Consider the following 24,843-nt stretch of genomic DNA (forward strand, 5'->3'; position numbering starts at 1 on the left):
AGGGGGCGGCACCAGCGGCCTGGCGAAGCCAGTTCCGCGGTGTCCCTGGCATTGGCTGAAGTCGTTTCGACCTGTCCGAATCTTCACCCGTCACACCCATCGACATGAGCCAGCTCGACCCCGCCTTCGCCGCATCGACCCAGGGCGCCAAGCCCGCGCCGCTCGACCCGCAGATTCGGACCTTCGTTCAGCGCATGAGCGCCGACGCATCGAAGTTTCCGCGGCGCGACACGGTGTCGATCGCCGAAGGCCGCGCCATCGCCGAACAGGTGCGCGCGCCCTGGGCGGCCGGCGGCCCGGTGATGGCGCGCACCACCGAGCAGCGGGTGCCGACGCGCCACGGCGAAGTGCTGATCCGCACCTACGAGCCGAAGGAACGCCGCATGCCCGGCGCCTTCTTCTATATCCACGGCGGCGGCTTCGTGCTGTTCAGCATCGACACGCATGACCGGCTGATGCGCGAGTACGCCGAGCGCGCCGGCATCATGGTGATCGGCATCAACTACACGCGCGCGCCGGAAGCGCAATTCCCGCAGCCGATCGAGGAATGCATCGACACGGTGAACTGGCTCGTCGCGCACGCGGCCGACATCGGCTTCGACCCGAAGCAGTTCTTCATCGGCGGCGACTCGGCCGGCGGCAACCTGTCGCTGTGCACCGCGATGCACTTTCGCGATGTCGGCCACAGCCCGATCCGCGGCATGGTGCTCAACTACGCGGGCTGCAGCACCGACCTGTACCAGGACTCGGTGGTGCGCTACGGCGCGGGCGACTACGGCCTGTCGCTGCACATGATGGTGTGGTTCTACCGGAACTACCTGGGTCGCAAGGCCGACTACACCGACCCGCGCATGAACCTGCTGGACGCCGACCTGCACGACATTCCGCCGGCCTTCCTGGTCATCGCCGAATGCGATCCGCTGTACGACGGTCAGATCGAGATGATCGACACGATGCAGGCCGCCGGCGTCGATGTCGACGCGAAGGTCTACCAGGGCACGGTGCACAGCTTCCTCGAAGCCGTCTCGATCGCCGATGTGGCGAGCGCGGCCTTCGACGACACGGTGCGCTGGCTGCAGAAGCACGCCTGAACCCGCCGCCGTGCATACCCCCCCAGAAAAGCACACGGAGCAACCTGACATGACCCACTTCACCGACGCCGAAATCCAAACCCGCCGCGACCTCGCGTCGCTGTACCGACTGGTCGCCCATTTCAAGATGACCGACCTGATCGACACGCACATCAGCGCGCGCATCCCGGGCACGCCCGACCACTTCCTCATCAACCGCTACGGCGTGCTGTTCCACGAGATGCGGCCGGAAGACCTGGTGAAGATCGACCCGACGGGCGCGGCGGTGGAGGCCAAGGACACGACCGAACGCGTCAACGCCGCCGGCTTCACCATCCACTCGGCCGTGCACATGGCGCGCCACGACCTGGCCTGCGTGATCCACACGCACACGGCCGACGGCATCGGCGTCTCGTGCCAGGAAGAAGGGCTGCTGCCGATCTCGCAGCACGCCTTGAAGTTCTACGGCCACCTCGCCTACCACGACTACGAGGGCATCGCGCTCGACCTGGACGAGCGCGACCGCCTGGTAGCCAGCCTGGGCCCGCACCGCGCGATGATCCTGCGCAACCACGGCCTGCTGGCCGCGGGCCGCACGATCGCCGAGGCCTTCCTGAACATCTATTTCCTGGAACGCGCCTGTCAGGCGCAGACGAAGGCGTTGAGTGGCGGGCAGAAGATCATCTACCCGCCCGTGGCCGTGCGCGAACGCACCGCCGACCAGTTCAACCGCGAGGATGGGCTGGAACATGCGCAGATGGCGTGGGAGTCGGCGCTGCGGCTGATCGCCTGAGCCCGGCCCGGCGCTGGGACAGACCCGGAAACGAAAAAGGCCACCGGGTGCGGTGGCCTTCTCGATTCGAATGTGGAGCGGGATAAGAGACTCGAACTCTCGACCTATACCTTGGCAAGGTATCGCTCTACCAACTGAGCTAATCCCGCATTCAAGCCCACGATTATAGCCCAAAGAATCGTGGCTTTTCCAGCGTCAGCGCTGACGCGGGTCCAGCGCGTCCCGCAGGCCGTCGCCCAGCAGGTTGAAGGACAGCACCAGCAGGAAGATCGACAGCCCCGGCCAGATCGCCATCCAGGGCGCGTTGTCGATGAAGTTCTTGGCGGTGTTCAGCATGCTGCCCCAGCTCGGCGCCGGCGGCTGCTGGCCCAGGCCGAGGAAGGACAGGCTGGCCTCTGCGATGACCGCCGAAGCGATGGCCAGCGTCGACTGCACCATCACCGGCGCCGTGACGTTGGGCAGCACGTGGCGCAGCGCGATGCGCAGCGGCGAATTGCCGACGGCGCGCGCGGCCTCGATGTAATCCTCGACCTTCACGTTGAGCACCTGCGCCCGCGTGAGCCGCACGAAGATCGGCGTGGCTGAGACGCCGATGGCGATCATCGCGTTGGTCAGGCTCGGGCCGAGGAAGGCCGCCAATGCGATGGCGAGGATCAGGAAGGGGCAGGCCAGGAAGGCGTCGGTGACGCGCGAGATCAGGCTGTCGACGAAGCCGCCGAGGAAGCCCGCCGCCAGGCCGATGGGCACGCCCAGCATCAGCGAGATCGACACCGACACCACGCCCGCGAGCAGCGAGGCGCGCGTGCCCCAGATGACGCGCGACAACACATCGCGCCCGATCTCGTCGGTGCCGAACCAGTGCTCGGCGCTGGGCGCCTTGCGGATCGCGCTCCAGCTGGTGGCGATTGGGTCCTGCGGCGCGATCCACGGCGCGAAGACGGCTAGCGCAATGAAGATCAGCACCACGGCCAGGCCGAGCAGCGCGCCGCGGCGGCGGCGCAGACGGCGCCAGGCGCGACGCCACGGGCCCGCAGGCTGCACCGGTGCGCGCGACGCGGTCGAAGGAGAAGAAGGAAGAACGGCCGACATGTTCAGCGCCTCAGCCGCGGGTTGACGAGAAAGTAGGCCATGTCCGCCAGAAGATTTAGCAGGATGTATGCGCTGGCCGTGACCAGCACCACGCCCTGCACCACCGAGTAGTCGCGGTTGAACACCGAGTCGACGATCAGCTTGCCGAAGCCCGGGATGGTGAACACCTGCTCGGTGAGCACCGCGCCCGACAGCAGCGTGCCGAGCTCCAGCGCACCGAGCGTGATGATGGGCGTGAGCGCATTGCGCAGTGCGTGCTTGAGCACCACCGTGCGCTCGCTCAGCCCCTTGGCGCGCGCGGTGCGCACGTAGTCGGCCGACAGCACCTGCAGCATCGCGCTGCGCGTGTGGCGCATCAGCACCGCGGCGATGGCATTGCCCAGCACGAAGGCCGGCATGATCATCGCGGCCAGGTTGGCGCCCAGATCTTCGAAGGGACTCACGTAGCCCGAGGCCGGCAGCCACCCGAGCTGCACCGAGAACAGCAGGATCATCAGGATGCCGAGCCAGAAGTTGGGCGTCGACAGCCCCCACAATGCGAACACGTTGGCCGCGTAGTCCCACGGCGTGCCGCGCCCGACCGCCGAGACGATGCCTGCAGGGATGCCGATGACCAGCGCGATGGCGAAGGCCAGCAGCGCGAGTTCGAGCGTGACCGGCAGCTTCTGCCACACCAGCTCGGTCACCGGCTGCTGTGAGCGTATCGACTCGCCCAGGTCGCCGCGCAGCACCCCACCGACCCAGTACGCATAGCGCACCGGCAGCGGCTCGTCGAGGTGCAGCTTGGTGCGCAGGTAGGCGATGACGGCCGGGTCCTGGTCCTCGCCCGCGAGGATCTTCGCCGGATCGCCGGGCAGCAACTGCTGCAGCCCGAAGATCAGCATCGACACGAAGATCAGCGTCGGCACCAGGGTGGCGATGCGCTTGACGAGGTACTCGAACATCGGTGGCCGGTCAGTGGATCAAGGGGCCATCGACAGGCCGCTCACCCGCAACAAGCCGTCGGGGATGTTGCGGATGCCGGTGAGCTTGGGGTTGTAGGCCCACAGCCAGTTGCGGTGGTAGAGGTAGACGATGGGGCGCTCCTTCATCACGCGCGCCGCGATCTGCTCAAAGACCTTCTTGCGCTCGGCCGGCTCGCGCAGGGAGCGCGACTGATCGAGCAGCTTGTCGGTCTCGGCATCGCAGTAGCCGGTGTAGTTCAGCGGCTGCTTGCAGCCGTGGAAGCTGAACAGGTTGCCGTCCGGGTCGGCACGGCCGCTCCACGACAACACCAGTGCCTCGAAGTCTCCCTTGTCGGCCATGTTCAGCGAAGTCGCGAACTCGGTCGACTGGATCTTCACGTCGAAGCCGGCCTCGCGCGTCATGGCCTGCACCACCAGCGCGATGCGCTGCGCGTCGGAGGTGGTCGGCGTGACCAGCGTGAAGCTCGGGTTGGGCACGCCGGCCTCCTTGAGCAAGGCCTTCGCGCGCGCGATGTCGCGCTTGGGCATCGGCACGTTCTTCGCGTAATAGGCGTTGCCCGGCGCGACCCACTGGTTGCCGGCGGTCGCTTCGTTGTCCATCACGACCTGCACCAGGCCCTGGCGATCGAGCGAGAGCTCGAAGGCCTCGCGGATGCGCGGGTCGCGCGCCAGCACGCTGGTCTTGGCCTTGTCGCCCTTGGCCAGGTTCACCGTGATGCCCTGGTAGCCGATCTCGGTGATGCGCGAGGTCTTGAGCTTCTTCTCGGCCAGGATCTTCTCCATGTCGCTCGGCGCCACGCGCTCGATGAAGTCGAGCTGGCCCGAACGCAAGTTGGCCAGGCGCACGGTCGCGTCGGGGATCGGCGTGTAGATCACCTTGTCGAAGTGGATCGCGTCCTTGTTCCAGTACTGCGGGTAGCGCTCGAGCACGATGCGGTCCTGCGCGATGCGCTCGGTGAACTTGAAGGGGCCCGAGCACACTGGCTTGATGCCGAACTTGTCGCCGGCCACCTGCGCCGCCTTGGGCGACACCATCATCCCGGCGCGGTCGGCCAGCTGCGCGAGCAGCGGCGAGAACGGTGCCGACAGGTTGAGCCGCACGGTGGCCGGATCGACCACGTCGACGCTCGCCACCGGCGCGAGCTCGCCGCGGCGCGCCGAGCCCGGCAGGTTCTTGTGGCGCTCGATGTTGAACTTGACCGCGGCCGCGTCGAATTTCTCGCCGTCGTGGAAGGTCACGCCGGGGCGCAGCTTCATCGTGAGCGCCTTGCTGTCGGCCGACCACTCGTACGACGTGGCGAGCTGCGGCACGATGTTGAGCTTGTCGTCGATGTCCAGCAGCTTGTCGCACAGCCCGCTGAACACGATGCGGCCGACGAAGCTGCGTGCGAGCGACGGGTCGAGCACGTCGGGGTCTTCGGCCAGGCCGACACGCAGCGTCTGGGCTTGCGCGGCCATCGGCGCGAGCGGCAGCAGCGGGGCCAGCGCGAGCAGCAGCGCTGGCAGGAAGGTTGGTTTAGGGCGTGTCATGGGCGAGGTCTCCGGAAGGGGAAGGAACGACGAAGGCGGATTGCAGCCGGTCGAGACGGCGTTGCAAGGAGGTGGACGCAGCGCGCGCAGGCAGCACCGCCGGCGGCGAGATCTCGCGCCAGAAGTGGCAGGCCACCGACTGCGTGCCGGCGTCTTCGAGCTGCGGCGCCTGCTGCGAACACAGTTCGCGCGCATGCGGGCAGCGGGTGTGGAAGTGGCAACCCGTGGGCGGGTTCATCGGGCTGGGCACGTCGCCGGCCAGCACCACACGCTCGCGCCGCACACCGGGCTCGGGCAAGGGAATGGCGGACAGCAGCGCCTGCGTGTACGGGTGCCGCGGCGACGCGAACAGCGCGCGCTTGTCACCGATCTCGACGATGCGGCCGAGGTACATCACGGCGATGCGCGTGGCGATGTGCTTGACCACCGCGAGGTCGTGCGCGATGAACATGTAGGCCAGGCCGTAGCGCTGCTGCAGGTCCTGCAGCAGGTTGACGACCTGCGCCTGCACCGACACGTCGAGGGCGGACACGGCCTCGTCGCAGACGATGAGCTTGGGCTCGACCGCCAGCGCCCGTGCAATGCCGATGCGCTGGCGCTGCCCGCCCGAAAACTCATGCGCGTAGCGCTGCGCATGCTCGGGCGCCAGGCCCACGGTGCGCAGCAGCTCGGCCACGCGCTCGCGATGTCGCCCCGTGTACAGGCCGTGCAGCATCAGCGGCTCGGCCAGCGTCTGCCCCACCGTCATGCGCGGGTTCAGTGAAGCGTACGGGTCCTGGAAGATGATCTGCATTTCGCGCCGACGGGCGCGCAGCGCGACGGCATCGAGCGTGCCGAGGGGCTGGCCGTCGAGTCGAACGTTGCCGGCGGTCGGCTCGATCAGCCGCAGCACCAGCCGGCCCAGCGTCGACTTGCCGCAGCCCGACTCACCGACCACGCCCAGCGTCTCGCCGCGCGCGATCTGCAGGTCGACGCCATCGACCGCGCGCACCGCGCCCTTCACCCGGCCGAGCAGGCCGCGGCGCACCGGGAAGTGCTTGACCAGGCCGTCGACCTGCAGCAAAGGCGTCGTCGCTTCGTTCATGCGGCCACCGATTCGGCGGCGTGCGCCATCAGCACGTCGGGGTCGAGCGGCGCGCGCCAGCAGGCGGAGCGATGCTGCGGCGCGACCTCCATCAGCACCGGGTCGTCTTCGCGGCACTTCGCGACGGCGAACGGGCAGCGTTCGGCGAAGCTGCAACCCGGTGGCCGACGCAACGGGCTGGGCACCTGGCCTTCGATGGAAGCGAGGCGCGTGCGTTCGCCGTCGAGCCGCGGGATCGAGCCCAGCAGGCCGATCGTGTACGGATGCTGCGGCGCGTCGAACAGCGCCTGCACCGGCGCCTGCTCCACCACACGGCCGGCGTACATCACGACCACTTCGTCCGCCACCTCGGCCACCACGCCCAGGTCGTGCGTGATGAGGATGATGGCCGTGCCCGTTTCCTGCTGCAGCTCGCGCATGAGTTCGAGGATCTGCGCCTGGATGGTCACGTCCAGCGCGGTGGTGGGCTCGTCGGCGATCAGCAGGCGCGGATCGCAGGCCAGCGCCATCGCGATCATGGCGCGCTGGCGCATGCCGCCCGAGAGCTTGTGCGGGTGCTCGTGAAAACGCTGCTCGGGCGCCGGGATGCGCACCTTGCGCAGCATGGCGATGGCGCGCTCGGCGGCTTCGGCACGTCCGATGCGACGGTGCCGCATCAGCCCTTCGACGATCTGCTCGCCGATGGTGAAGACCGGGTTGAGCGAAGACATCGGTTCCTGGAAGATCATCGCCATGCCGTTGCCGCGCAGGTCCTGCATGTCGCGCTTGGACGCGCCGACGAGCTCGCGACCTTCGAACACGATCGACCCGCCGCGGATGCGGCCGGGCGGGTTCGGCACCAGACCCATGATCGACAGCGAGGTCACGCTCTTGCCGCAGCCCGATTCGCCGACGATGGCCAGCGTGCGCCCGGCGTCCACGGAGAAGCTGACGCCGTCGACCGCCGGAAATTCGCCGTCGTCGGTCGTGAAATGGGTGCGCAGGTCGCGCACGTCGAGCAAGGCCGTCATGGATCAGCGGGGTGTGGCGTGGAAGCGCTCGATGCGCGCTTCGATTTCGGCGCGGTCGATCACCCCGACGGGGTCGTGGCGACCCGCCAGGCACGCCATGAAGGGCTGGTAGCGCACCAGGCTCGTGCGGTAGAGGCGCTGCAGTTCGACGATCGGCTCGGCGTGGTCGTCGACGCGCAGGTCGAGCTGCGGATAGTCCTCGTCGGCATGGATGCGCAAGGCCGCGGCCTGCTTGCCGCGCTTGTCGCCACCGGCCGCCTCGCCCGCCGCCATGGCGGCCAGCAGGCGCTCGGCCATCGGCAGGGCCGCCGTGTCGCGGTACGCCTGCGCGGTGGCGGCGATCACCTGCGGGCCGGCGAGCATGTTGCCGGCGACGCTGAAGTCGTCGCCGATCAGGTGGCCGCACCAGTCGACACAGTGGTCACCCGTCCACGCCGCGGCGGGGCCCGTGGCCGGCAGCACATGCAGCTGGCGTTGCGCCCGGCCGGCGTCGGCCGATGTCAAGGCCTCGACGACCTCGACGGCCGGACGGCCGCCGCTCAGGAGGTCGAGGCCCGCAGGCCCGTACAGGGGGTTCATCAGCGCCTGCGTGGCGATGGCGCCGATGCCGCGCCGCGTGTGGACGCACAGCGCGCCCACCGCGAAGAAGCGGCTGGCGATCGCGACGCCGACATGCCCACGCGCGTCGCGGGCGAGGATCGACCAGGTCATCGCGCTGGGCGAACCCGCAGCCCCGGCCGGCTCATCGAGCCCGTCGCTGTGGCTGCCATGGCATATGTCTCTGGACGCATCGTGCACTCGTGGTGGAAGAACACGATCTTGTGTGCAAGAGCTGTGCCAAGGGGCTGCCGCGCACCACGGCATCGCCCCGAGACAGCTCGCTCGGCGAGCGATATGCTTCGCGGCTTCGCGACTGCGGAGGGTTCAGATGCTTCCCACGGTCATGGCGCTCATGGCGACCGTCGTCCTGCTCGTCTGGATGGGGTTCTTCATGATGGGCTCGCTGCCCCTGCTGGTGCTCAAGCACGACACCCCGCTGGACGCGCGCTTCATCCGAGGCCTGTTCAACGTCTACTACCTGGCCATGATGCCGACCGCGAGCGCGGCCGCACTCAGCTATGCCTGGACCGGCAGACCGATCTTCGCGCTGGGCATGGCCTGCATCGCGGCGCTGGCGTTCTCGCTGCGCCGCTGGCTCATCATCCCGCGCATGGACGCCCTGCGCGGGACAGCCCCGGCCACCGACACCGCGATCCTCCAGTTTCGCCGGCTTCACATCGCCGGGATGGTGCTCAACGTGGCGCAGCTCGCTGCCGTGGCCTGGGCCCTGACGCGGCTGGGTCTCTAGGGCCTGTTAACGCTATTTTCGGAGTTGCGAAGGCATGCCCAGGCCGACCAATCAAGGCGCGCGACGCCGCATGTGCGTTGGCACATGCAAGGAGCGCAACGCCGAGTGGCCGGCCTGGGCATGCCTTCCCTTCGGGTTGCCCGGCCCAGGGGCCGTCTACGGCGTTGCCCGCGCTTGCAAGGCTTCAGCCTTGCTGCGCCCGGGCGCCTTGCATCCAGCCCCTGGGTCGGGCAACGCAATCTCCGGAAATAGCGTTAGCAGGCCCTAGCCCGGACCGGGCAGCGCAAAGTCGACGCGGAACGCCGTGCCGGGCGGGTGCACCACATCGCCCGCGCTCAGCCGCCACCCATGCGCCATCGCGATCTCCTCGCAGATGGCCAGGCCCAGGCCGGCACCTTCATGGGTGCTGCCCGGGCCACGCCAGAAACGGGTGAAGAGTTTGGGCTTGTCGTCCTCGGCGATGCGCGGACCCGGGTTGCGCACGCGCAGGCCGGTCGCGTCCAGGCGCACCGTCACGGCGTCACCGGGCGCCGTGTGCTGGATCGCGTTCTCGACCAGGTTCTTGACGAGGATGAACAGCGCGCTGCCATCGGCCTGGAGCGGCACGGGCGCGGGCGGCGGCAGGTGGTCGACGCGCACGCCGTGCCGTTCGCCCAGGCGTGCCAGGTACGACACGGCGTCGGCCACGACGGTCGAGGCATCGCAGGCCTCGAACGCGTAGTTGCGGGTTTCACTGACCTCGGCCAGGTGCAGCAGCTGGTGCACCTGCCGCGCCATCAGGTCGACGTCCTTGAGCAGGTGCTCGCGGCCCGGCTGCGCAGCGATCTCGATCTCGGCACGGATCAGCGCCAGCGGCGTCTTCAGCTCGTGCGCGGCCGACGCGAGAAATTCCTGCTGCACCCGGTAGCCCTTCTCGAGCCTTTCCAGCGCGCTGTTGAAGGCGTCGATGAGCGGCGTCAGTTCGCTGGGCAGGCGCTGCGCGTCGAGCCGCGCCGTGAGGTTGCGCGGTGCGATGCCAGCGGCCACGGCGGAAGCGTCCCGCAGCGGCCGCAGGATGCGGCGCGACGTCCACAGCACGAGCAGGCAGAAGAAGAACACGCCCAGCACCATCGCGCCCACACCGGCCATGAGGGCGATCTTTCCGCCGTTGGTCACCAACAGCGAGACCATCCGTTCGCTGCGCGCGACCTGGACGATGTAGGTCTGGCCGTGCTGCCGCACGGTGGTCGTCAAGAGGCGCAGCTTGACGCGGTCGATCGTCGCGCTGCTGTAGTGCGCCGCCGCATCGAGGGGCTCGCGCTGCAGCGCCGTCAACGCGGGGCCGGCGGGCGACGTAAGCAGGGTGGCGCCCTGCGCATCCATCACGCGGTAGGCCACGTCCTTGGCCAGTCCGTCGTACATGTGGACGATCTTCTCCGGAAGCTCGACCGCCACCAGGCGGCCTGCCGCGTCGAAGACCATGCCTTTTTCCAGCCGCTCCACGTGGCTCGTGAGATCGTCGCGCGCCAGCGAAGCGGCCGGCAGCGACATCACCACGGCAACCCCCGCCCCGATCACCGCCATCACGAGCAGCAGCGAGCCGACCGAGATGGTCAGCAGCTGGACCGTGAGGCTACGGGGCCACCGAAGCGGTGCGAAGCGCATAGCCGTGTCCCCGGACATTGACGATCTGCAGCGCGCTGCCGATGGCCAGCAGTTTCTTGCGCAGGCGGTGCAGCGCGACATCCAGCGCGTTGGGCGTGACCGCTTCGCTCAGACCCCAGGCCGCGTTCTCGATGACGCTGCGGCGCACGATCAGGCCGGCGGCGCGCACCAGGCTCAGCATGATCTGGAGTTCGGCCGGTGCCAGCGAGATCGTTTCGTCGCCACAGGCCATGCAGGCCGCCTCAGGCCTCACCTGCAGGTCGGCATAGGCCGGCGCCAGGCTGCGCAGCGCCGCGGGGCGGCGCATCAGCGCACGCACGCGCGCGACCAGTTCTTCCATCGCAAAAGGCTTGGGCAGGTAGTCGTCGGCACCGGCCTCGAGCCCGGCCACGCGGTCGTGCAGCGCATCGCGCGCGGTGAGCATCAGGCAGGGCATCCGGTGCCCGCCCTGCCGAAGGCGCTTGACCAGGTCGAGCCCGTCGCCGTCGGGCAGGCCGCGGTCGACCACCGCCACGGCATAGCCGCCGGCCAGCAGCGCCGCGGCGGCCGCGTCGGCGCGGCCGAAGGTGTCGACCTCGATGCCCGAGGCCGCCAGGGCGCGGGCGATCAGTTCGCCCAGGCGCGCATGGTCCTCGACCAGGGCCACACGGTTCATCGGCGGGATTCTCGCGGGTTCAGAAGCGGTAAAGATAGCCGATGGCGACGGCCGGAACAGTCTTCTTGTCGACCAGCGGGCTGTCCTTGATCTCCTTGCCCAGCGCCGTGGCACTGAGGTCGAGGAAGACCGACTGGTGCGCGTCGAGCACGTAGGCCGTGCGCAGGCCGGCCTGGAAATTGACCGTCGACTTGCCGTCGTACGCAGCGCGCGACGCCGTGGCTTCGGCGCCGGTCACGCCGTAGTAGTAGTTGACGTACTTCTTGTCGGCCCACAGCAGCGACGCGCGCGGCGTGAAGACGAAGCGGCCGGCCGTGAAGCTGCGCTCGATGCCCAGCCGGGCCTGGGTGCCCTTGCTGTTGCCCGACACGTCGCCCAGCACCTCGAGCGACAACTTGGCGAAGTCGGCGTTCCAGGTGGCGGCGCCGCCGACCCAGAAGCCGGCCTTGCGCTCGTCCATGCCGTAGAGGATGGGCGCGTCGTCGGCCTTGTAGCCGTCGGCGAGCGCGTACTTGCCGCGCAGCGCGAAGGTGAACTGCTCGGTCCTGGCGAATTTCCAGTCGGCGGTCAGGCCCGAGAGGCGGAAGTACTCGCTGTCGTAGGTCAAGAGCGGCAGCAGCCGCTTGTTGTTGTCGATGCCGGTGTAGGGCAGGCGCTCGACGCCGGCGCCGATGCCGAGCCCCCAGACACCGGGGGTTCCGGGTTTCCATTCCTGGGCAGCGGCTGCGAAAGACACAGAGAGGGTGCACAGCGACAAGGCGAGGGGCGCACAGCGGCGCAGGGAGGGCAAAGGCATGGAAGATCCAGGGAAAATGACAGAGGGCCGCATGGTCGCGGCTGTGGACTTACTGACGTCTTACCGGGCTTTCCGGTCGCGCCGGGAGGGCGCATGGGGGGACGAAGGGCACACCACATCAACGCGAACATGCAAGGCTCCGGAACGCAAACCGGCATGCTCGGGCGGGCCGTCTTACCCCCGACTTACCGGCCGCCGCCTGTCAGTCCGGCACGAACTTCGCCTTGAACTTGGCCTCGTCGGCCGCGTCCTCGAAGGTGGCGAGCTGGCCGGCCTTGTTGTCGGCCAGCCGATGCGCCGCGAACAGGCTGTAGCGGCCCTTCAGGTAGTAGCTCTCCATCTCGATGAACATGTACGGGTAGGGCACGAACACCTGGTGTGCGAACACCACCCGGTGCAGGTTGCGCGGGTTGGGAAAGAGCTTGTACTCCCCCGTGGTGATGGCTTGGGCGGTGGCCATGGCGTGCGCTCAGGCGGGGTCGCGCACGTCGGCGGTCGGCTTGGCGCCGAAGTCCGCGCGGGCGAGGTAGGCCAGCACCTTGCCGGCCGCCGTGGCGGGCGAATCGAGCAGGCCGTCGGCCTTGAGCTTCTCGAAGCGGCCGCGGTCTGGGAACAGCGCCGCATCGGTGCCGCGCATGGCGATCTGCATGTCGGTGTCGATCACGCCGGGGGCGAGCGAGACGATCTTCGCGCCGTTGGGGCGCAGCGCCTCTTCCAGCGCGACCGCGCGCGAGAAGTGGTCCATGCCGGCCTTGGCGGCGCAGTACGGGGCCTGGCTGGCCATCGAGTTGCGGCCGAGGCCCGAGGAGATGTTGAGCACCTTGCGCACGCCGCGCCAGTCGGCCGTGGCGCGCAGGAACGCCGCCGTGAGCAGCAGCGGCGCTTCGAGGCCGATTCGCAGCGACTGCACCAGGTCGGTGGCCTCGGCCTTCTCGAGCGGGCCCAGGCGGCCGACGGTGCCGGCGTTGTTGATGAGGGTGACGCTGTCGAAGGTCTGTGCGTCTTGTTCCTTGAGCCAGGCGCCGACGCGCTCGGCGGCGGCTTCGGGTGCGGCCAGGTCGAAGGACCACTGCAGCAGCGTGGCTCCGCTCTGCTTGGCCTTGGCGGCCAGCGCATCGTCGGTCTTGCGCGAGATGCACACGAGCGTGTGGCCGGCGTCGAGCAGCTGCTCGGCCATGGCGCGGCCCATGCCGCGGGAGGCGCCGGTGAGGAGGGTGAGATGTGTTGCGCTCATTGCTTCTTGTCCTGAGGAAGAGAGGTGGGAGAGATGGAATTGGGTGCGAGCGCGCTGCTGCGCAGGGCCGCGAGGTCGAGCACGCGCAGGCCGCCGTACTCGACCTGGATCATGCCCTGTGCTTCGAGCGTGCGCAGCGCCTCGTTCACGCGCTGGCGCGACAGACCGATCAGGTAGGCCAGCTCCTGCTGCGTGATGCGCAGCAGCTCGCCCACGCCCGGGAACAGCACCGGGTTGAACAGCGCCGCGAGGTTGCGCGCCACGCGCACGTCGGGGTTGTTCTGCCGGTCGGCCTCGCGCGCGGCGATGAACTGGCCCAACCGCTCGTTGAGCTGGTTCATGACGAAGCGGTTGAAGCCGATGGAATGGTCGAGCAGCCAGTGGAAGTCGTCGATCGGCAGGCCGGCCACCACGCTGCGGCGCAACGCCTGGATGTTGTAGCGATAGGGCTCGCGCTTCATCGCCGTGCCTTCGCCGAACCAGCCGCCGGGCGGCAGGCCGCTGTAGGTCATCGAGGTGCCGTCGGCGTTGTCGTTGCTCATCTTGAGCAGGCCTTCGACCACGCCGAACCAGTAGGTCGGCGAGCCGCCGATGCGGCACACCAGGTCGCCTGGCTCCGCTTCGCCGACCACCAGGGCGACCTCGGTGCGGCGGCGCTCGGTGGCGCTCAGGGCGTCGAGCCAGGGAATGTTGCGCAGTTCGTCCGGCCGCGCGGCGCGGGCGCGGTCACGGATGGCGTTGCGACCGCGATCGGCATGAACCATCGGGAAAGTCCGGGGGAGTGGTGACCCTAGGATTGTCGTTGGAACGACAACTTGGCGTCAAAGCGAGGCCTACAGTCCGCCCATCGTGAACACTCGCACACCGGTCCCCCCCGCCGCCGACACCTTCCCTCGCCTGCTGCTCGCCCACGCGGCGCAGCAGCCCGACGCGCCCGCGGTGCGCGAAAAAGACCTCGGCATCTGGCAGACCTGGAGCTGGGCCGACACGGCACAGGCCGTGCGCGAGATGGCCTGCGGCCTGGCGAGCCTGGGCTTCAAGCCTTTCGACAACCTGGCCATCGTCGGCGCCAACCGGCCGCACCTGTACATGGCCGTCGTCGCGGCGCAGAGCCTGCGCGGCGTGCCGGTGCCGCTCTACCAGGATGCGGTCGCGGCCGAGATGGTCTTCATGCTGAACGATGCATCGATCGAATTCGTGATCGCCGAAGACCAGGAGCAGGTCGACAAGCTGCTCGAGTGCCGCGAGCTGCAGCTGGCGCAGGGCCAGGCCCACGCCATCCGCCACATCATCTACGACGACCCGCGCGGCCTGCGCCACTACACGCAGCCGGGGCTGATGAGCTTCGAGCAGCTGCGCGAACGCGGGCGCGCCTTCGAGGCCCTGAACCGTGGCTTCTACGACGCGGCCGTGGCCAGCGGCGTCAGCAGCGACGTCGGGGTGATCCTCTACACCTCGGGCACCACCGGCCGGCCCAAGGGCGTGTGCCAGACGCATGCGAGCTTCATCGCCGCGGGCCACGGCGGCGTGGTCACCGACAAGCTCGGGCCGGGCGACAACATCATGAGCTACCTGCCGATGGCGTGGGTGGGCGACCACCTGTTCTCGGTGGCGCAGTGGTTGGTCGGTGGCTTCACGCTCAACTGCCCCGAGTCGGCGGCGACGGTGATGAACGACATGCGCGAGATCGGCCCGAGCTACTACTTCGGCCCGCCGCGCACCTTCGAAGGCCTGCTGACGGCCGTGTCGATCCGCATGGAAGACGCCGCCGCGCCCAAGCGCTGGCTCTATGCCAAGTGCATGGCGCTGGCCCAGCGCGTGGGCGCCGACATCCTCAACGGCGCGCCGGTGAGCGCCTTCGACCGCTTCAAGTACGCGCTGGGCGACCTGCTGGTGTACGGGCCGCTGCGCAACGTGCTGGGCATGAGCCGCATCCGCGTGGCCTACACCGCGGGCGCGGCCATCGGGCCGGACCTGTTCCGCTTCTACCGCTCGATCGGCGTCAACCTCAAGCAGTTCTACGGCCAGACCGAGACCTGTGCCTACGTCTGCCTGCAGCAGGACGGCAAGGTCAAGCTGCAGACAGTGGGCACCGCGGCGCCGGGCATGGAACTGCGCATCGCCGACAACGGCGAGGTGCTGGTGCGCGGCGTGTCGGTGCTCAAGGAGTACTACAAGCGCCCCGACGCCACGGCCGAAGTGCTCGATGCCGACGGCTACTTCCACACCGGCGACGCCGGCGTGCTCGACAGCGAGGGCCACCTGCGCATCATCGACCGCGCGAAGGACGTGGGCCGCATGCACGGCGGCGCGATGTTCGCGCCCAACTACATCGAGAACAAGCTGAAGTTCTTCCCGCAGATCAAGGAGGCCGTGTGCTTCGGCGACGCACGCGACCAGGTCTGCGCCTTCATCAACATCGACTACGAAGCGGTCGGCAACTGGGCCGAGCGGCGCGGCCTGGCCTACGGTGGCTACGTCGACCTGGCGGGCAAGCCGGAGGTGCTGACGCTGATCGCCGACTGCGTGCAGAAGGTGAACGCCGACCTGGCCGCCGAAACCGGCATGGCCGACACGCAGATCGCGCGCTTCCTGGTGCTGCACAAGGAGCTCGACCCCGACGACGACGAGATGACCCGCACGCGCAAGGTGCGGCGTGGCTTCGTCGCGCAGAAGTACGCGGTGCTGGTGGATGCGCTGTACGGCGGCAAGGCCGAGCAGTTCATCGAGACGCAGGTGAAGTTCGAGGACGGCCGCACGGGCTCGGTCAGCGCGACGCTGACGATCGTCGATGCGAAGCGTTATCCGGCAGTGAAGGCGGCGGCATGAGCGACAGAAAGACCGGCGATGTCATCCTCGACATCCAGAACATCTCGCTGAGCTTCGGCGGCGTGAAGGCGTTGACGGACATCAGTTTCGACGTGCGCGAGCACGAGGTGCGCGCCATCATCGGCCCCAACGGCGCGGGCAAGAGCTCGATGCTCAACTGCATCAACGGCGTGTACCAGCCGCAGCAGGGTTCCATCACCTTCCGCGGGCAGGTCTTCAAGCACATGAACTCGCGCCAGGTCGCGCAGATGGGCGTGGCGCGCACCTTCCAGAACCTGGCGCTCTTCAAAGGCATGAGCGCGCTCGACAACATCATGACGGGCCGCAACCTGCAGATGAAGAGCGGCCTGCTGGCACAAGCCTTCCGCAATCCCTTCGGCTGGGGCTCGGCCGAGCGCGAGGAGCTGCAGCAGCGCGAATTCGTCGAACGCATCATCGACTTCCTCGAGATCCAGGCCTTTCGCAAGACGCCGGTCGGCCAGCTGCCCTACGGCCTGCAGAAGCGCGTCGACCTCGGCCGCGCGCTGGCGATGGAGCCGCAAGTGTTGCTGCTCGACGAGCCGATGGCCGGCATGAACGTGGAGGAGAAGCAGGACATGAGCCGCTTCATCCTCGACGTGAACGACGAGTTCGGCACGACCATCGTCCTGATCGAGCACGACATGGGCGTGGTGATGGACATCTCCGACCGCGTGGTGGTGCTCGACTACGGCAAGAAGATCGGCGACGGCACCCCGGACGAAGTCCGCAACAACGAAGACGTGATCCGGGCGTACCTCGGCGTGGAACATTGACCATGGGATTTTTTCTTGAGACCCTGTTCGGTGGCCTGATGGTCGGCATGCTGTACGCGCTGGTCGCGCTCGGCTTCGTGCTGATCTTCAAGGCCTCCGGCGTCTTCAACTTCGCGCAGGGCGCGATGGTGCTGTTCGCGGCGCTGGCGATGGCGCGCTTCTCGGAATGGTTCCCGCAGTGGTTCCATTTCGAGAGCAAGCTGCTGGCGAACGTGCTCGGCTTCGTCGCCGCCGCGCTGTGCATGGTGGCGGTGGCCTGGGCGGTCGAGCGCTTCGCGCTGCGGCGGCTGGTCAACCAGGAAGGCATCACGCTGCTGATGGCCACGCTGGGCATCGCCAACGTGCTCGACGGCGGCGGCCAGCTGATCTTCGGCAGCGCCACCTACAAGATCGACATCGGCATGCCGAAAGACCCGATGCTGGTGCTGGAGAGCGCTTTCGAGGGTGGCCTGCTGCTCAACAAGGAAGACCTGTATGCAGCGGTCGCTGCGGCGGCACTGGTCGCGCTGCTCACCCTCTTCTTCCAGAAGACGCGCACCGGCCGCGCGCTGCGGGCGGTGGCCGACGACCACCAGGCGGCGCAGTCGATCGGCATTCCGCTCGGGCGCATCTGGGTCATCGTGTGGTCGGTGGGCGGACTCGTGGCACTGGTCGCCGGGATCATCTGGGGCAGCAAGCTGGGCGTGCAGTACTCGATTTCGCTGGTGGCGCTGAAGGCCTTCCCGGTCGTGATCCTCGGCGGGCTCACCTCGGTGCCGGGCGCGATCCTGGGCGGGCTGATCATCGGCGTGGGCGAGAAGCTGTCGGAGATCTACCTCGGCCCGTATGTGGGTGGTGGCATTGAGAACTGGTTCGCCTACGTGCTCGCACTCGCCGTGCTGCTGATCCGGCCGCAGGGCCTGTTCGGCGACAAGATCATCGACCGCGTCTGAAGAAGCCACACCATGTTCTACAGAGAAAACGGTCAATTCAAAAGCAGCTACCGCGCGGACCTGGCGCTGTTCCCGATCGCGCAGGACCGCTGGGCGATGCTTGCGCTGATGGCGATCTGCTTCGTCGCGGTGCCGATGCTGGTGAGCGACTACGCCTTCCGCGCGGTGCTCATCCCCTTCCTCATCCTGTCGCTGGCGGCCATCGGCCTGAACATCCTGGTGGGCTATTGCGGCCAGATCTCGCTGGGCACCGGCGCCTTCATGGCGGTGGGCGCCTATGCGGCCTACAACCTGCAGGTGCGCATCGACGGCATGCCGCTGGTGCTGTCGATCCTCGGCGGCGGGGTGGCGGCGATGGCGCTGGGCGTGGTCTTCGGCATTCCGAGCCTGCGCATCCGCGGGCTGTACCTGGCGGTGGCGACGCTGGCCGCGCAGTTCTTCATCGACTGGTTCACCAACCGCGTGAAGTGGGTGACCAACGACTCGCCCTCGGGCTCGGTGGGCGTGCGTTCGCTGGAAATGCTGGGCTACGAGTTCAGCACGCCGGTGCAGAAGTACCTGCTGTGCCTGTGCTTCGTGGTGGTGTTCGGCATGCTGGCGAAGAACCTGGTGCGCGGGGCCATCGGCCGCGAATGGATGGCGATGCGCGACATGGACGTGGCGGCCGCCGTCATCGGCATCCGCCCGGTGTACGCCAAGCTCACGGCCTTCGCGGTCAGCAGCTTCATCGTCGGCGTGGCCGGTGCGCTGTGGGGCTTCGTGCACCTGGGCGCCTGGGAGCCGGCGGCCTTCGGCATCGAGAAGTCGTTCCAGCTGCTGTTCATGATCATCATCGGCGGGCTGGGGTCGATCGCCGGCTGCTTCTTCGGCGCGGCCTTCATCGTGCTGCTGCCCCTGCTGCTGAACTACGTGCCGCACTGGCTGGGCCTGCCGATCTCGACGGCGACGGCGTCGCACCTGGAACACATGATCTTCGGCGCGCTGATCGTGTTCTTCCTGATCGTCGAGCCGCACGGCCTGGCGCGGCTCTGGTCGACCGCGCGGCAGAAGCTGCGGCTGTGGCCCTTCCCTCACTGATTTCGTTCCCGCACACACCGTGCTCATTACAAGGAGACAAGCCATGCAATTCAGGAATCTCGCACGCACCGCGGCACTCGCCGCCGCGGGGCTTTCGATGGTCGTCGCGGGCACGCTCGCGCAGGCCCAGCCGGCCGAGCAGTTCGTGCCGCTCTTGGTCTACCGCACCGGCCAGTTCGCACCGCTGGGCATCCCATGGGCCGACGGCAAGCAGGACTACCTCAAGCTGGTGAACGCGCGCGACGGCGGTGTCAACGGCGTCAAGCTGACTTTCGAGGAATGCGAATTCGCCTACGACGCGGCCAAGGGCGTGGAGTGCTACGAACGCCTGAAGGGCAAGGGCACGGGCGCCTCGGGCTTCGACACGCAGTCGACCGGCGTGACCTTCGCGGTGAGCGACAAGGCCATCGTCGACAAGATCCCGGTGGAGACGACCGGCTACGGCCTCTCGCAATCGGCCGACGGCACGGTGTTCGAGTGGAACTTCCCGCTGCTGGGCACCTACTGGACGGCCGCCGACGTGATGATGCAGGACATCGCCAAGAAGGAGAAAGGCAACCTCAAGGGCAAGAAGATCGCGCTGGTCTACCACGACTCACCCTACGGCAAGGAGCCGATCGCACTGCTGCAGAAGCGCGCCGCGGCGCAGGGCTTCGAGCTGGCGCTGTTCCCGGTCACGCCGCCCGGCGTGGAGCAGAAGTCGGTGTGGCTGCAGATCCGCCAGCAGAAGCCCGACTACGTGCTGTTCTGGTCGGCCGGCGTGATGACGCCTGCCGGCATCCGCGAGGCGCAGGCCAGCGGCTACCCGCGCGAGAAGATCTATGCGGTGTGGTGGGCCGGCTCCGACCACGACGTGAAGGACATCGGCGCCGGTGCCAAGGGCTACAACGCCATCACCATCCACAACAGTGCGGCCAAGGACAAGGTGCACGACGAACTCAAGAAGGCCGTGTACGACAAGGGCCAGGGCACCGGTCCGGCCGACAGCATCGGCTCGCTGGCCCACACCCGCGGGATGATGATCTCGATGCTGCAGGTGGAAGCCATCCGCGCTGCGCAGGAGAAGTACGGCAAGGGCAAGTCGCTCACGCCCGAACAGGTGCGTTGGGGCTTCGAGAACCTGAACCTCTCGGCCGACAAGCTCAAGGCCCTGGGCTTCGGCGAGATCATGCGGCCGGTGAAGACCTCGTGCGCCAACCACATGGGCGACGACTGGGCGCGCATCGTCCAGTGGGACGGCGGCAAGTGGGAGATCAAGTCCGATTGGTACCAGTCCGACAAAAGCTTCATCGACCCGCTGGTGAAGGAGTACGCCGCCAAGTACGCCAAGGACAAGAACATCAAGCCGCGCACCTGCTGATCGGCCTCTTCCGTGCCGGCTCGCGAGAGCCGGCATGTGAAAGGCGCGCAGCGTCGGCGCCTTTCGCATGCTTCGGACACCACCATGAGCGAACCCAACATCCTTCTCAACGTCAACGGCATCGAGGTCATCTACAACCACGTGATCCTGGTGCTCAAGGGCGTCTCGCTCACGGTGCCCGAAGGCGGCATCGTGGCGCTGCTCGGCGGCAACGGCGCGGGCAAGACGACCACGCTGCGCGCCGTGAGCAATCTGCTCGCCGGCGAACGCGGCGCGGTGACCAAGGGCACGATCGAGCTGCGCGGCGAGCGCATCGAGGCGCTCACGCCCTCGGCGCTGGTGCAGCGCGGCCTGGTGCAGGTGATGGAAGGGCGCCACTGCTTCGCGCACCTCTCCATCGAGGACAACCTGCTGACCGGCGCCTACACGCGCACCGACGGCAAGGCCGCGGTGGCCCAGACGCTGGAGAAGGTCTATGCCTATTTCCCCCGGCTGAAGACGCGGCGCACCTCGCAGGCGGCCTACACGTCCGGCGGCGAGCAGCAGATGTGCGCCATCGGCCGCGCACTGATGGCCAACCCGACGATGGTGCTGCTCGACGAGCCGTCGATGGGCCTGGCACCGCAGATCGTCGAGGAGGTCTTCGCCATCGTGAAGGACCTGAACGAAAAAGAGCGCGTGACCTTCCTGCTGGCCGAGCAGAACACCAACATGGCGCTGCGCTTCGCCGACTACGGCTACATCCTGGAGAACGGCCGCGTCGTGATGGACGGCGAGGCGAAGGGCCTGCGCGAGAACGAGGACGTCAAGGAGTTCTACCTGGGTGTCGGCGGCGCCGACCGCAAGAGCTTCCGCGACGTGAAGAGCTACAAGCGCAGGAAACGGTGGTTGGCATGAGCGACTTCTACGACAAGCTCGAGGTGCGCGACCCGGCCGAGCGCGAGGCCGATCTGCTCGCCACGTTGCCGAAGCAATTGGTGCATGCGCAGACGGCAGCGCCGGCCTTCGCGGAGATCCTGGCTGGCATCGACTGCGCCGCCGTCACCACCCGCGAAGCGCTGGCGCGCCTGCCGGTCACGCGCAAGTCGGAGCTGCTGGAGCGCCAGAAGCGGCAACGCGCGAGCGATCCCTTCGGCGGCTTCAGCGCCACGGTGCGCGGCCCGGCGATGCTGCGCGTGTTCGCCAGCCCCGGCACCATCTACGAACCGGAAGGTGCATCGCGCGACTACTGGCGCACCGCGCGCGCGCTGCATGCCGCCGGCTTCCGCGCCGGCGACCTGCTGCACAACAGCTTCAGCTACCACATGACGCCCGCCGGCGCGATCCTGGAGAACGGCGCCCATGCCCTGGGCTGCACCGTGTTCCCCGGTGGCACCGGCCAGACCGAGCAGCAGCTCGAAGCCATGGCCGAACTGCGGCCCGACGGCTACGTCGGCACGCCCAGCTTCCTGCGCATCCTGCTGGAGAAGGCGGCGACGCTGAACATGGCGCTGCCCAGCCTCACCAAGGCGCTGCTCACCGGCGAGGCCTTTCCGCCGAGCCTGCGCGACTGGCTGGCCGAGCGCGGCGTCGTCGGCATGCAGTGCTATGCCACTGCGGACCTGGGCCTCATCGCCTACGAGACCAGCGCACACGAAGGCCTGGTGCTCGACGAAGGGGTGCTGCTGGAGATCGTGCGCCCCGGCACCGGCGACCCGGTGCCCGACGGCGAGGTGGGCGAAGTCGTCGTCACCACCTTCAACCGCGACTACCCGCTGGTGCGCTTCGGCACCGGTGACCTCTCCGCCGTGCTGCCCGGCCCCTGCCCGACCGGCCGCACCAACACCCGCATCCGGGGCTGGCTCGGCCGCGCCGACCAGACGACGAAGGTACGCGGCATGTTCGTGCACCCCGGCCAGGTCGCGGCGGTGATCAAGCGCTTCCCCGCCGTGCTGCGCGCCCGCCTGGTGGTCGAGGGCGAGATGGCTGACGACCGCATGACGCTCCATGTCGAGACGCCGGCCGACGAAACCCTCGAGCCCCGCATCGCCGAAGCCATGCGCGAGGCCACCAAGCTGCGCTGCACCATCGTGCGCGTGGCACCGGGCGCGCTGCCGAACGACGGCAAGGTGATCGAGGACGCGCGCAGCTACAAGTAGGCGCGGGGCGCTGCACCACACGTCACCCGGTCAGCGGCGCACCGAGGCGCCGTTGAATGCGGCGTTTCGCTTCATCACCTCGACGAGAAAATCCATCGCTGCGCGCACCGGTCCCGTGCTCTTCAGGTCGCGATGGACCACCAGCCAGATGTCTCTGGCAAACGATGGCTCCTCATCGGCGACGCGCAGCAATGTCTCGTCGGCATCGCCCAGGAAGCAGGGAAGCCCGCCCACGCCTGCGCCCGCACGGACTGCCGCGTGGTGACTGTTGATGTCACTGAGTTCGCAGGCAATGGCCCGCTTGCCTGCCAGGCTGCGAAGCCACTTTTGCTGTGGCATGTCTTCGAATCGCGCGTCGTAGGCGACGAACTCCCAGCGCTCCGGATGCGTGAGCGCTTCGTAGCTGCGACTCGCGTACAGAGCGAACGCCATGGTTCCCAACTTCCGCACGACGCTGCCCGCTTCCGTGGGACGCACCAGTCGAACGGCAATGTCCGCCTCGCGCCGACTCAGTGACACCTGCTGCGCCTGGCCGGCCACGGACAACTGGATGGCAGGAAACCGCCGGCGGAACTCGGTCAGATGCTGCGCCAGGAAGCTGGCCACCAAGACCGGCGGCACGCTGAGAGATACCTTGCCGGCGAGTGGCGACTGGCTGGCGCGGACCGCTCGCTCGATGGCGAAGGCATCGTCCTGCAAGGCCTGCGCCAGCGTGAACACGTGCGACCCCACGTCGGTCAGGCGGCAGGCGCGCGGCAGCCGCTCCACGAGGCGCACCTGCAAGTCGCGCTCCAAGGAGGCCAATCGGCGACTGATGGTCGCGTGGTCGACCTTCAATTCGCGTGCCGCGCCCGACAGCGTGCCCACGCGGCCGACCGCGAGGAAATGCCTCAAGTCTTCCCAATCGAACATCTGTGCATTTTCTCCAGCATGGAGTGCATTTTCTGGGAATTTACGCACGGTGATGCCCTGCCTAGCATTCGCCCTTCTCTTTCTCATGGGGCGCCGATCGATGGCTACCGTTTCACTTGACCGCCGCCAGCGCGCGACCTTGGTCGCAGCAGGCCTGGGCTTCGTCGTGGTGCTGCTCGATGTCAGCGTCGTCAACGTCGCGCTCGAGACGTTGCGCCTCAATTTCGGCACCGATGTCGCGGGGCTGCAGTGGGTCGTCAATGCCTACACATTGGTGTTTGCGGCGCTGCTCCTGACCTGCGGCGCGCTGGGTGACCGGCTAGGCGCCAAGAGGATCTTCGTGGCGGGGTTCGTCGTGTTCACGATAGCCTCCCTCGCATGCGGTCTTGCGCCGAGCCTGGCCTTGCTGGTGGTCGCGCGCATCGTCCAGGGCATGGGCGCGGCGCTGCTGGTTCCCAGTTCCCTGATGCTGCTTCAGCAGGCATTTCCGACCCCTTCTCAACGCAGCCGCGCGGTCGGTTGGTGGGGAGCGGCCGGAGGTATCGCGCTGGCCGCCGGCCCGGTGCTGGGCGGCCTGCTCATCGCGCAGGTGGGATGGCGCGGCATCTTTCTCATCAACCTGCCGATCGGCGCGCTCGGATTGGCACTGACCCTGCGCTATGCGCCCACCGCCGTCGCGAAGGCAGGCCGTGGACTCGACGTGCCGGGTCAGCTCGCAGCCATCCTCGCACTCGCATCGCTGACCGCCGCGCTGACGGAGGCGGGTCGGCTGGGATGGTTGCATCCCTGGGTCTGCGGCGGCATGGCCCTGTCGTTCCTCAGCGCAACCGCGTTCTATTGGCTGGAGCAACGCAGCCAGGCGCCGATGCTGCCACTGTCGCTGTTCCGGAGCGCGACCTTCTCGATCGCGACTGCCGTGGGCCTGGTGGTGAACTTTGCCTACTACGGGCTGGTGTTCGTCTTCAGCCTGTTCTTTCAGGCGGTCCAGCAGCTCTCTCCGCAACAGACCGGCCTGGCCTTCTTGCCGATGACGGCCATCCTGATGGTCATGAACATCGTTGCCGGACGGCTGGTCGCGCGCGTCGGCACGCGAGCACTGATGGTCGCCGGACTGGCGCTCGCGTCGCTGGGCTATCTGCTGCTCCTTCCGGTCAGCGCAGACCACGCCTATCTGACACTGGTATTGCCGATGCTGCTCGCAGCCAGCGGCATCGCGCTGGTTGTCCCCACCATGACCAACGCGACGTTGTCATCGGTCGATGCCGCGCACGCAGGCATCGCTTCAGGCGTCCTCAATTCGGCTCGTCAGATCGGCGGCATGCTGGGGGTGGCCGTGTGCGGGTTCTTCGTGCGGGACACGGAACCAGGCCTCTTTCTGCATGGCATGCATGTGTCGATTGCCCTGGCGGTCGCTCTCCTGGCCGCGGGAGGCGTCCTGAGCTACCTCGGTTTGAACAAGCATGCCCATGCGGAGACGGCGGTACAGCGCGGTTGAGCGCTTCCCCGCCATCTTGCATGCCGCCTTGGCAATGGCTCGAAGGCGAGATGGCTTGCAGGAGGGTCAGGCCGCGCGCGGCGAACCG

At 68.0% G+C, this 24,843-nt stretch carries 24 protein-coding genes and 1 tRNA gene; 11 read left to right on the forward strand and 14 right to left on the reverse strand.

Annotation, left to right across the window (positions count from 1 at the left end; genetic code table 11):
• Nucleotides 1–104: 104 nt before the first annotated feature.
• Together QTH86_RS14495 and QTH86_RS14500 are read left to right on the forward strand one after the other, a co-directional pair.
• A complete protein-coding gene (locus QTH86_RS14495) occupies nt 105–1,091 on the forward strand; it encodes an alpha/beta hydrolase (RefSeq protein ID WP_286646925.1) in 987 nt (328 codons plus the stop codon).
• A gap of 49 nt (nt 1,092–1,140) precedes the next feature.
• Nucleotides 1,141–1,863 carry a class II aldolase/adducin family protein gene (locus tag QTH86_RS14500; protein ID WP_444813832.1) on the forward strand — a complete coding sequence of 241 codons (723 nt, stop codon included), beginning with the start codon at nt 1,141–1,143 and terminating at the stop codon, nt 1,861–1,863.
• 73 nt (nt 1,864–1,936) lie between these two features.
• Here QTH86_RS14500 and QTH86_RS14505 read toward each other — a convergent pair.
• From QTH86_RS14505 to QTH86_RS14535, 7 genes are all read right to left on the reverse strand, one after another.
• A tRNA-Gly gene (locus QTH86_RS14505) sits at nt 1,937–2,012 on the reverse strand.
• A 46-nt stretch (nt 2,013–2,058) separates the two neighbouring features.
• Nucleotides 2,059–2,952, reverse strand: a complete 894-nt coding sequence (locus QTH86_RS14510; protein ID WP_286646927.1) for an ABC transporter permease — start codon at nt 2,950–2,952, stop codon at nt 2,059–2,061.
• 2 nt (nt 2,953–2,954) lie between these two features.
• Nucleotides 2,955–3,896, reverse strand: a complete 942-nt coding sequence (locus tag QTH86_RS14515; protein ID WP_286646928.1) for an ABC transporter permease — start codon at nt 3,894–3,896, stop codon at nt 2,955–2,957.
• An 18-nt stretch (nt 3,897–3,914) separates the two neighbouring features.
• Nucleotides 3,915–5,447, reverse strand: a complete 1,533-nt coding sequence (locus tag QTH86_RS14520) for an ABC transporter substrate-binding protein (RefSeq protein WP_286646929.1) — start codon at nt 5,445–5,447, stop codon at nt 3,915–3,917.
• On the reverse strand, nt 5,434–6,531 hold the full coding sequence (locus QTH86_RS14525) for an ABC transporter ATP-binding protein (RefSeq protein WP_286646930.1): 1,098 nt from the start codon (nt 6,529–6,531) through the stop codon (nt 5,434–5,436). The genes QTH86_RS14520 and QTH86_RS14525 overlap by 14 nt, the downstream gene beginning before the upstream one ends.
• Nucleotides 6,528–7,541, reverse strand: coding sequence for an ABC transporter ATP-binding protein (locus QTH86_RS14530; protein WP_286646931.1), 1,014 nt, complete (start codon nt 7,539–7,541; stop codon nt 6,528–6,530). The genes QTH86_RS14525 and QTH86_RS14530 overlap by 4 nt, the downstream gene beginning before the upstream one ends.
• A 3-nt stretch (nt 7,542–7,544) precedes the next feature.
• Nucleotides 7,545–8,252 carry a DUF1028 domain-containing protein gene (locus QTH86_RS14535; protein ID WP_286646932.1) on the reverse strand — a complete coding sequence of 236 codons (708 nt, stop codon included), beginning with the start codon at nt 8,250–8,252 and terminating at the stop codon, nt 7,545–7,547.
• A gap of 217 nt (nt 8,253–8,469) precedes the next feature.
• Here QTH86_RS14535 and QTH86_RS14540 point away from each other — a divergent pair, with 217 nt between their 5' ends.
• Nucleotides 8,470–8,889: a hypothetical protein gene (locus tag QTH86_RS14540; protein WP_286646933.1), complete on the forward strand. Its 420-nt coding sequence runs from the start codon at nt 8,470–8,472 to the stop codon at nt 8,887–8,889.
• A 264-nt stretch (nt 8,890–9,153) separates the two neighbouring features.
• Here QTH86_RS14540 and QTH86_RS14545 read toward each other — a convergent pair whose 3' ends face one another.
• The 6 genes from QTH86_RS14545 to QTH86_RS14570 all read right to left on the reverse strand — a co-directional run bounded on the left by QTH86_RS14545 (nt 9,154) and on the right by QTH86_RS14570 (nt 13,982).
• A complete protein-coding gene (locus tag QTH86_RS14545; RefSeq protein ID WP_286646934.1) occupies nt 9,154–10,533 on the reverse strand; it encodes an ATP-binding protein in 1,380 nt (459 codons plus the stop codon).
• Entirely contained in the window at nt 10,502–11,188 is a 687-nt protein-coding gene (locus tag QTH86_RS14550) for a response regulator transcription factor (RefSeq protein ID WP_286646935.1), read from the reverse strand. Before QTH86_RS14550 ends, QTH86_RS14545 begins: the two co-directional genes overlap by 32 nt.
• Nucleotides 11,189–11,207: 19 nt before the next feature.
• Entirely contained in the window at nt 11,208–11,984 is a 777-nt protein-coding gene (locus tag QTH86_RS14555; protein ID WP_286646936.1) for a MipA/OmpV family protein, read from the reverse strand.
• 202 nt (nt 11,985–12,186) lie between these two features.
• Nucleotides 12,187–12,444, reverse strand: coding sequence for a hypothetical protein (locus QTH86_RS14560; RefSeq protein WP_286646937.1), 258 nt, complete (start codon nt 12,442–12,444; stop codon nt 12,187–12,189).
• 9 nt (nt 12,445–12,453) lie between these two features.
• Nucleotides 12,454–13,218 carry an SDR family NAD(P)-dependent oxidoreductase gene (locus QTH86_RS14565; RefSeq protein WP_286646938.1) on the reverse strand — a complete coding sequence of 255 codons (765 nt, stop codon included), beginning with the start codon at nt 13,216–13,218 and terminating at the stop codon, nt 12,454–12,456.
• A complete protein-coding gene (locus QTH86_RS14570) occupies nt 13,215–13,982 on the reverse strand; it encodes a Crp/Fnr family transcriptional regulator (protein WP_286646939.1) in 768 nt (255 codons plus the stop codon). The genes QTH86_RS14565 and QTH86_RS14570 overlap by 4 nt, the downstream gene beginning before the upstream one ends.
• A gap of 85 nt (nt 13,983–14,067) precedes the next feature.
• Here QTH86_RS14570 and QTH86_RS14575 point away from each other — a divergent pair, with 85 nt between their 5' ends.
• From QTH86_RS14575 to QTH86_RS14605, 7 genes are all read left to right on the forward strand, one after another.
• A complete protein-coding gene (locus QTH86_RS14575) occupies nt 14,068–16,047 on the forward strand; it encodes an AMP-dependent synthetase/ligase (protein WP_286646940.1) in 1,980 nt (659 codons plus the stop codon).
• A complete protein-coding gene (locus QTH86_RS14580) occupies nt 16,044–16,841 on the forward strand; it encodes an ABC transporter ATP-binding protein (protein ID WP_286646941.1) in 798 nt (265 codons plus the stop codon). Before QTH86_RS14575 ends, QTH86_RS14580 begins: the two co-directional genes overlap by 4 nt.
• Before the next feature lie 2 nt (nt 16,842–16,843).
• Entirely contained in the window at nt 16,844–17,773 is a 930-nt protein-coding gene (locus QTH86_RS14585; RefSeq protein WP_286646942.1) for a branched-chain amino acid ABC transporter permease, read from the forward strand.
• Between the two features lie 12 nt (nt 17,774–17,785).
• Nucleotides 17,786–18,850, forward strand: a complete 1,065-nt coding sequence (locus QTH86_RS14590) for a branched-chain amino acid ABC transporter permease (protein WP_286646943.1) — start codon at nt 17,786–17,788, stop codon at nt 18,848–18,850.
• Nucleotides 18,851–18,893: 43 nt separating this feature from the next.
• Nucleotides 18,894–20,210 (forward strand): ABC transporter substrate-binding protein, encoded by a 1,317-nt coding sequence (locus QTH86_RS14595; RefSeq protein WP_286646944.1) that lies wholly within the window; start codon nt 18,894–18,896, stop codon nt 20,208–20,210.
• Nucleotides 20,211–20,294: 84 nt separating this feature from the next.
• The gene (locus QTH86_RS14600; RefSeq protein WP_286646945.1) at nt 20,295–21,107 is read left to right on the forward strand and encodes an ABC transporter ATP-binding protein; all 813 of its coding nucleotides are present in this window, start codon (nt 20,295–20,297) and stop codon (nt 21,105–21,107) included.
• Nucleotides 21,104–22,348, forward strand: a complete 1,245-nt coding sequence (locus tag QTH86_RS14605; protein WP_286646946.1) for a phenylacetate--CoA ligase family protein — start codon at nt 21,104–21,106, stop codon at nt 22,346–22,348. Before QTH86_RS14600 ends, QTH86_RS14605 begins: the two co-directional genes overlap by 4 nt.
• 30 nt (nt 22,349–22,378) lie before the next feature.
• Here QTH86_RS14605 and QTH86_RS14610 read toward each other — a convergent pair whose 3' ends face one another.
• A complete protein-coding gene (locus tag QTH86_RS14610; RefSeq protein ID WP_286646947.1) occupies nt 22,379–23,260 on the reverse strand; it encodes a LysR family transcriptional regulator in 882 nt (293 codons plus the stop codon).
• Nucleotides 23,261–23,360: 100 nt separating this feature from the next.
• Here QTH86_RS14610 and QTH86_RS14615 point away from each other — a divergent pair, with 100 nt between their 5' ends.
• Complete coding sequence (locus QTH86_RS14615; RefSeq protein ID WP_286646948.1) at nt 23,361–24,755, forward strand: MFS transporter; 1,395 nt, start codon at nt 23,361–23,363, stop codon at nt 24,753–24,755.
• Nucleotides 24,756–24,843: the final 88 nt, after the last annotated feature.

The sequence above is a fragment of the Variovorax sp. J2L1-78 genome (genome assembly GCF_030317205.1).
Classification (GTDB): Bacteria; Pseudomonadota; Gammaproteobacteria; order Burkholderiales; family Burkholderiaceae_C; genus Variovorax; species Variovorax arabinosiphilus.